The organism is Nonomuraea antri (assembly GCF_013283785.1).
GTDB classification, from domain to species: Bacteria; Actinomycetota; Actinomycetes; order Streptosporangiales; family Streptosporangiaceae; genus Nonomuraea; species Nonomuraea antri.
Genome location: NZ_JABCPZ010000405.1, coordinates 1 through 4988, shown reverse-complemented (window position 1 = coordinate 4988; position 4988 = coordinate 1). Strand labels below are relative to the sequence as shown.

Below are 4988 nucleotides of genomic sequence, written 5' to 3'. Positions count from 1 at the left end.
CCCCCCAACGGCCCGCCGACCGTGCCGGGCCGGCCCCCGACGAATCCAGGCCGAGGCCCGCCCCGACGAATCCCGGCCGGGCGTAAACGGGGCGCGGCCGGACATCGCGATCTGCGACGATGCCCAGCATGTACCTTCTCGCCTTCATCGGCGCGTGCATCGCCGTGGCCATGGTGCCCGGCGTCAGCACCGCGATCATCCTGCGCCAGACGCTGAGAGCCGGCCGCGGCTCCGGCCTGGCGGCGACCCTGGGCAACGAGACCGGCATCCTGCTGTGGGCGCTGGCGGCCGCGTTCGGGCTGTCGGCGCTGCTGGTGGCCTCGCAGCTGGCCTACGACGTGATGCGCGTGGCCGGCGCGATCGTGCTGGTCGTGATGGGCGCCCAGTCGCTGTGGCAGGCGCGCAAGGGCGCGCCGCCGGTCGAGCCCGAGGCGGTGGCGGGCTGGCGCAAGTCGTACCTGGCGGGCATCGGCACCTGCCTGGCCAACCCGAAGGCCGCGGTGTTCGCGATGTCGTTCCTGCCGCAGTTCGTCCCGGCAGGGCAGAACGTCCCGCTCACGCTGGTGACGCTCGCCGTGATCTGGGTGCTGGTCGACACCCTCTGGTACGGCCTGCTCATCTGGGCCGTGGCCAGGGCGAAGGCCTGGCTCGGCCGGCCGGCGGTGAAGCGGCGGCTGGAGCAGATCTCCGGCATGGTGCTCATCGGGCTGGGCGTGCGACTGGTGGTGGACTCGCGATGACGATCTGGCACGAACGCGCGGGCGCCGGCGAGCCGGTGGTGCTGCTGCACTCCAGCGCCGCCGACTCGGGCATGTGGGACGGGCAGTGGGAAGCGCTCACCGCGCGTTTCGACGTGATCAGGGTGGACTTCCGCGGCTACGGTCACACCCCGTACCAGGCCGAGGCCCCGTACAGCGACGCGGGTGACGTCGCCGAGCTGCTGGCCGGGCTGGGCGTGGGCCGGGCGCGGCTGGTGGGCTCCTCCTACGGCTGCCGGGTCGCGCTCGCGCTGGCCGCCCGCGGGCTGGCCGAGCGCCTGGTGCTGCTCAATCCCGGCTCCGACCTGCCCGAGACCCCGGACGTGATCGCGTTCAGCGAGGAGGAGGACCGCCTGATCGAGGCGGGCGACCTCGACGCCGCCGCCGAGCTGAACGCCCGCACCTGGCTCGGCCCTGAGGCCGGCGCGGCGGCCGCGAAGCGGCTGACGGAGATGCAGCGCGGCGCGTTCGCCCTGCAGATGGCCGCCGACCCCGAGCCCGAGCAGCTGACGCCCGGCTACACCCTGGCCGACCTGGACGTGCCCGCGCTGGTCGTCCTGGGCGCCCACGACCTGGAGTTCTTCCGGCTCAGCGCCCGCCACGTGGCCGCCGAGCTGCCGCAGGGGCGGCTGGTCGAGCTGGACTGGGCCGGGCATCTGCCGGCGCTGGAACGTCCGGCGGAAATCACCGGGCTGTTGCTGGACTACCTTTGATGCATGACGAACGACCTGGCGACCCTCATGCGGCAGGCGCAGGACGACGATCCGCTGCTGGCCCTGCAGGCCACCACCGCGTTGCGCCGTGAGATCGAGCGGCTGGAGGCCGTCCAGGTGCGGCGGGCCAGGGTGGCGGGGCTGGCGTGGGCGCAGATCGCCGACGCGATCGGCGTGAGCAAGCAAGCCGTGCACAAGAAGTACGGCCGCCGCTGACGACGGCCCAGGCCCCCGGCAGAAGGCCGCCACGCCTGGGCTCACACGCGCCGCCACTGGTCGGCGAACCAGCCCAGGGCGATGTTCCAGGAGTAGCCGCGCCGGATCCGCCCCGCCACGTCGGGCGGCAGCGTGTCGAGGCCGCGGTGTTCGAGCAGCACCTCGGTGCCCCCGTCGGTCGGGCTGAAGGCGACCTCGATCTCCATCCGGCCGGTCCGGTTGATCAGGTCGGCCCAGACGAGGCGGTGCGGCGGCTCCCAGGCGACGATCCTGCCGGTGTCGACGTGCCCGCCGTCGGACCACAGCTCGCGCAGGTAGCCGTCCTCGAACCTGATGCCGACGGCCCGGTCGGGGTCGACCCAGCTGTGCCGGCCGCGGACGTACCAGCGGTCGATCTCGTCGGTGAAGATCCGGAACGCGGTGCCGGGGTCGACCGGGACGGTGACGCTGGCCTGGACGGCGTTCACGACCGCGGCCCCTCCTCGCCCCGCCCGGTGCGCTCGACGTGGTCCTTGAACGAGCCGAGCTGCTCGGCCCAGAACGCCTGCACCTGGTCGAGCCAGGCCTGCAGCGCGGTGAACGGCTCCTGGCGCAGGGTGTACAGCCGCAGCCGGGCGTCGCTGCCGCCGGCCTCGGCCCGTACCAGGCCGCCGGCCCGCAGCACGCGCAGGTGGCGACTCAGCGCGGGCGCGCTCATCCGCACCTCCTGCGCCAGCTCCCCGGCCGGCCGCGGGCCCTCCCGCAGCAGGTCGATGACCTTGCGCCGGGTGGGGTCGGCGAGCGCGGCCAGGGTCGCGTCCACGCCGGACTCGCCTGCCACGCCTGCCGCTCCGGGCTCGCCGGCCGCGCCGAAGCCGTCCGCCGCGCCGGAATCGTTAACGCTACTGTTAATCTTTGCCTGCCTCCGTTAGGCTCCTGATGATTAACGATAGCGCTAATTGTTGCGGAGGTTCGTACATGGCCGTTGAGCTGGGTTACTACACGCTGTCCGTACGCGATCTCGACCGGGCCGCCGCCTTCTACGGTGCGTTGTTCGGTTGGGAGTTCACCCGGGAGCACGAGAGGTACCTGCACGTCACCAACACCACCGTGCCCATGGGGTTCGTCTCGGACGGCCCGTCGGCGCAGCCGAACCTCTACTACCACGTCGCCGACATCGACGCCGCGCTCGAGCGGGTGCGCGCCCTCGGCGGCGCGACCGGGCAGGTCATCGAGTCGAAGTCGGGCCGCGGCTGCGCCGTCACCGACGACCAGGGCACCGAGATCAGCCTGTGGCAGCCCGCCCCCGGCTTCGGCTGATCCCGCGCGCTCAGCCGGCGGTGCGGACCACGTCGTAACTGGTCTGGACGACGCTCGCGCCGAACACCTGCGTCGCCCGGTGCACCAGCGAGACGTCACCGTTCAACGGCCCGAACAGCGGCCGCCCCGAACCCAGCAGCACGGGCACGGTGGTGATCGTCATGTCGTCGATCAGCCCTTCGCGCAGGAACGTCTGGATGACCTGCCCGCCGTCGACGTAGACGTGTTCGGCGCCGCTGTCGGCCAGGCCGCGGAGCAGGGCGTCGAGGTCGCGGTAGACGGTGATGCGCGGGTCGGCGTCCGCGTCGAGCTCACGGCTGAGCACCGCGACCCGCAGCCCCTCGTACGGCCAGGTCTCGAACCCGAGCCCGGCCTCGTAGGTGCCGCGGCCCGTCACGATGGTGTCGATGCCGGCGATGAACTTCTGGAAGCCCAGGTCGTCGCCGGCCGCCTCGCCCCGGCTGATGAGCCACTCCAGGTCGCCGTTCTCGCGGGCGATGAACCCGTCGAGGCTGACGCCGATGAACACCGAGCACGTGAGTGGCATGGTTTCTCCCCGATTAGTAAATGTGCGTTCGTTTATAAACTAGCCCACAAGCGCCCGCCATGCAACTAATCTACAAAGTAAAGGCGCCGGGCCGGGTTCCGATCAGCGCTCAGTGCACGAAGAACCCGCCGTCGACGAACAGCATGTGGCCGGTGACGAACGCGCACGCGTCACCGGCCAGGAACACCGCCGCCCCCGCGAAGTCGGCGGGCACCCCGTTGCGCCGCACCATGTGCCGGGCCGCCAGCGCCTCGACCCGGCCGGGCATGGCCTGGGCGGGCTCGGTCAGCGGGGTCAGCACGAATCCCGGGATGATCGTGTTGACGCACACGCCGTCGGCCGACCAGGCCTCGGCCTGCGAGCGGGTCAGCCCGGCGATGGCCGCCTTGGCCGCGCCGTAGACGCCGCTGTCGCCGAAGGCGCTGACGGTCTGCTGCGAGCCGATGTTGATGATGCGTCCCCAGCCGCGGGCCGCCATGCGCGGGCCGAAGTGCTGGCCGAGCAGGTAGGGGGCGGTGAGGTTGAGCGCGATGGTCTGCTCGTAGTCGCCGTCGGTGAGCTCGGCCATGGGCTTGCGGATGTTGTTGGCGGCGTCGTTGACCAGAATGTCGACGTCGCCGGCGGTGGCGCAGACCCGCTCGACGTCAGCTCGGATGCCGAGGTCGGCGCTGATCCAGGAGGCGTCGACGCCGTGCTTCCGCAGCCGGGTGACGGCCTCCTCGAGCGGGTCCGGACGGCGGGCCACGATCACCACGTCGGCGCCCGCCCGGCCGATGGCCTCGGCCATGGCGTAGCCGATGCCGGAGCTTCCGCCGGTGATCAGGGCCCGGCGGCCCTGGAGGGAGAACAGTTCGCGCAGATAGTCGGACACGAACGGTCAAGCTAGCAGCAGGCCGCGGCGCGGCCGTTCAGTGGTGGTGGTCGTGGCGGCCGAGGGTGTTCTCGGGGGTGGCGCCGGGGTTTCGCCGCGGCCGTTGGGGGTGAGGTCGAGCAGGCCGAAGAGCCCGTTGGCGGGTTCGTTGCCGCGGCCGGTGGTGGCGTAGGTGAGGAAGGCGCGGTCGCCGTCGCGCAGGTAGCAGGTGAGGTAGCCCATGTCGCCGCCGACCGGTTCGGGCAGGTCGCGGACGGAGTACCAGGGCTGGGTGTAGCCCATGAAGTCGGTGAAGGCGGCCACCTCGCTCCATTGCCCGGTGGTCACGATGGCGAGTGAGACGCCGCGGACGTTGAGGTAGGCGGCGTCCTTGAGGTGCCAGGCGGCGTTGGTGCAGCCTTCGCACTGGCCCTGGTGGGGTGCGCCGTCGTACCACATGTGCTTGTACACGATGAGTTCGTCGCGGCCCTGGAACAGGTCGAGGAACGGGACGGGGCCGGCGGGTCCGACGACCTGGACCGTGGGGTCGAACTCGACCATCGGCAGCCGGCGGCGGGCGGCGGCGATGGCGTCGCCCTGGCGGG

9 protein-coding genes are annotated in these 4988 nt (G+C 71.9%); 4 read left to right on the top strand and 5 right to left on the bottom strand.

Annotation, left to right across the window (positions count from 1 at the left end; genetic code table 11):
* Window positions 1-128 precede the first annotated feature (128 nt).
* From HII36_RS53310 to HII36_RS53300, 3 genes are read left to right on the top strand one after another with little or no spacing between them, the layout of a single operon-like run.
* Window positions 129-740: a LysE family translocator gene (locus HII36_RS53310; protein ID WP_236005151.1), complete on the top strand. Its 612-nt coding sequence runs from the start codon at window positions 129-131 to the stop codon at window positions 738-740.
* Window positions 737-1471 (top strand): alpha/beta fold hydrolase, encoded by a 735-nt coding sequence (locus HII36_RS53305; protein ID WP_173531048.1) that lies wholly within the window; start codon window positions 737-739, stop codon window positions 1469-1471. Before HII36_RS53310 ends, HII36_RS53305 begins: the two co-directional genes overlap by 4 nt.
* A 3-nt stretch (window positions 1472-1474) precedes the next feature.
* Window positions 1475-1687, top strand: a complete 213-nt coding sequence (locus HII36_RS53300) for a hypothetical protein (RefSeq protein ID WP_173531047.1) — start codon at window positions 1475-1477, stop codon at window positions 1685-1687.
* 41 nt (window positions 1688-1728) lie between these two features.
* Here the strand turns inward: HII36_RS53300 and HII36_RS53295 are convergent, their stop codons facing one another.
* Together HII36_RS53295 and HII36_RS53290 are read right to left on the bottom strand one after the other, a co-directional pair.
* Window positions 1729-2154 (bottom strand): SRPBCC domain-containing protein, encoded by a 426-nt coding sequence (locus HII36_RS53295; RefSeq protein WP_173531046.1) that lies wholly within the window; start codon window positions 2152-2154, stop codon window positions 1729-1731.
* On the bottom strand, window positions 2151-2507 hold the full coding sequence (locus HII36_RS53290) for an ArsR/SmtB family transcription factor (RefSeq protein WP_173531045.1): 357 nt from the start codon (window positions 2505-2507) through the stop codon (window positions 2151-2153). The genes HII36_RS53295 and HII36_RS53290 overlap by 4 nt, the downstream gene beginning before the upstream one ends.
* A gap of 137 nt (window positions 2508-2644) precedes the next feature.
* Between HII36_RS53290 and HII36_RS53285 the strand changes: the two genes are divergently transcribed.
* Window positions 2645-2986, top strand: a complete 342-nt coding sequence (locus HII36_RS53285; RefSeq protein ID WP_173531044.1) for a VOC family protein — start codon at window positions 2645-2647, stop codon at window positions 2984-2986.
* A gap of 10 nt (window positions 2987-2996) precedes the next feature.
* On the opposite strand, the gene HII36_RS53280 is transcribed toward HII36_RS53285, so the two are convergent.
* The 3 genes from HII36_RS53280 to HII36_RS53270 all read right to left on the bottom strand — a co-directional run.
* Window positions 2997-3533, bottom strand: a complete 537-nt coding sequence (locus HII36_RS53280) for a dihydrofolate reductase family protein (RefSeq protein WP_173531043.1) — start codon at window positions 3531-3533, stop codon at window positions 2997-2999.
* A 109-nt stretch (window positions 3534-3642) separates the two neighbouring features.
* Window positions 3643-4404, bottom strand: coding sequence for an SDR family NAD(P)-dependent oxidoreductase (locus HII36_RS53275; protein ID WP_173531042.1), 762 nt, complete (start codon window positions 4402-4404; stop codon window positions 3643-3645).
* 6 nt (window positions 4405-4410) lie between these two features.
* A partial coding sequence (locus HII36_RS53270; RefSeq protein ID WP_173531041.1) for a DUF899 family protein occupies window positions 4411-4988 on the bottom strand: 578 nt, incomplete at its 5' end.

Excerpts from the sequence above, each read along its gene's own strand:
- HII36_RS53310 (WP_236005151.1), top strand. The coding sequence starts at position 129 with ATGTACCTTCTCGCCTTCATCGGCGCGTGCATCGCCGTGGCCATGGTG.
- HII36_RS53305 (WP_173531048.1), top strand. The coding sequence starts at position 737 with ATGACGATCTGGCACGAACGCGCGGGCGCCGGCGAGCCGGTGGTGCTG.
- HII36_RS53285 (WP_173531044.1), top strand. The coding sequence starts at position 2,645 with ATGGCCGTTGAGCTGGGTTACTACACGCTGTCCGTACGCGATCTCGAC.
- HII36_RS53300 (WP_173531047.1), top strand. The coding sequence starts at position 1,475 with ATGACGAACGACCTGGCGACCCTCATGCGGCAGGCGCAGGACGACGAT.
- HII36_RS53280 (WP_173531043.1), bottom strand. The coding sequence starts at position 3,533 with ATGCCACTCACGTGCTCGGTGTTCATCGGCGTCAGCCTCGACGGGTTC.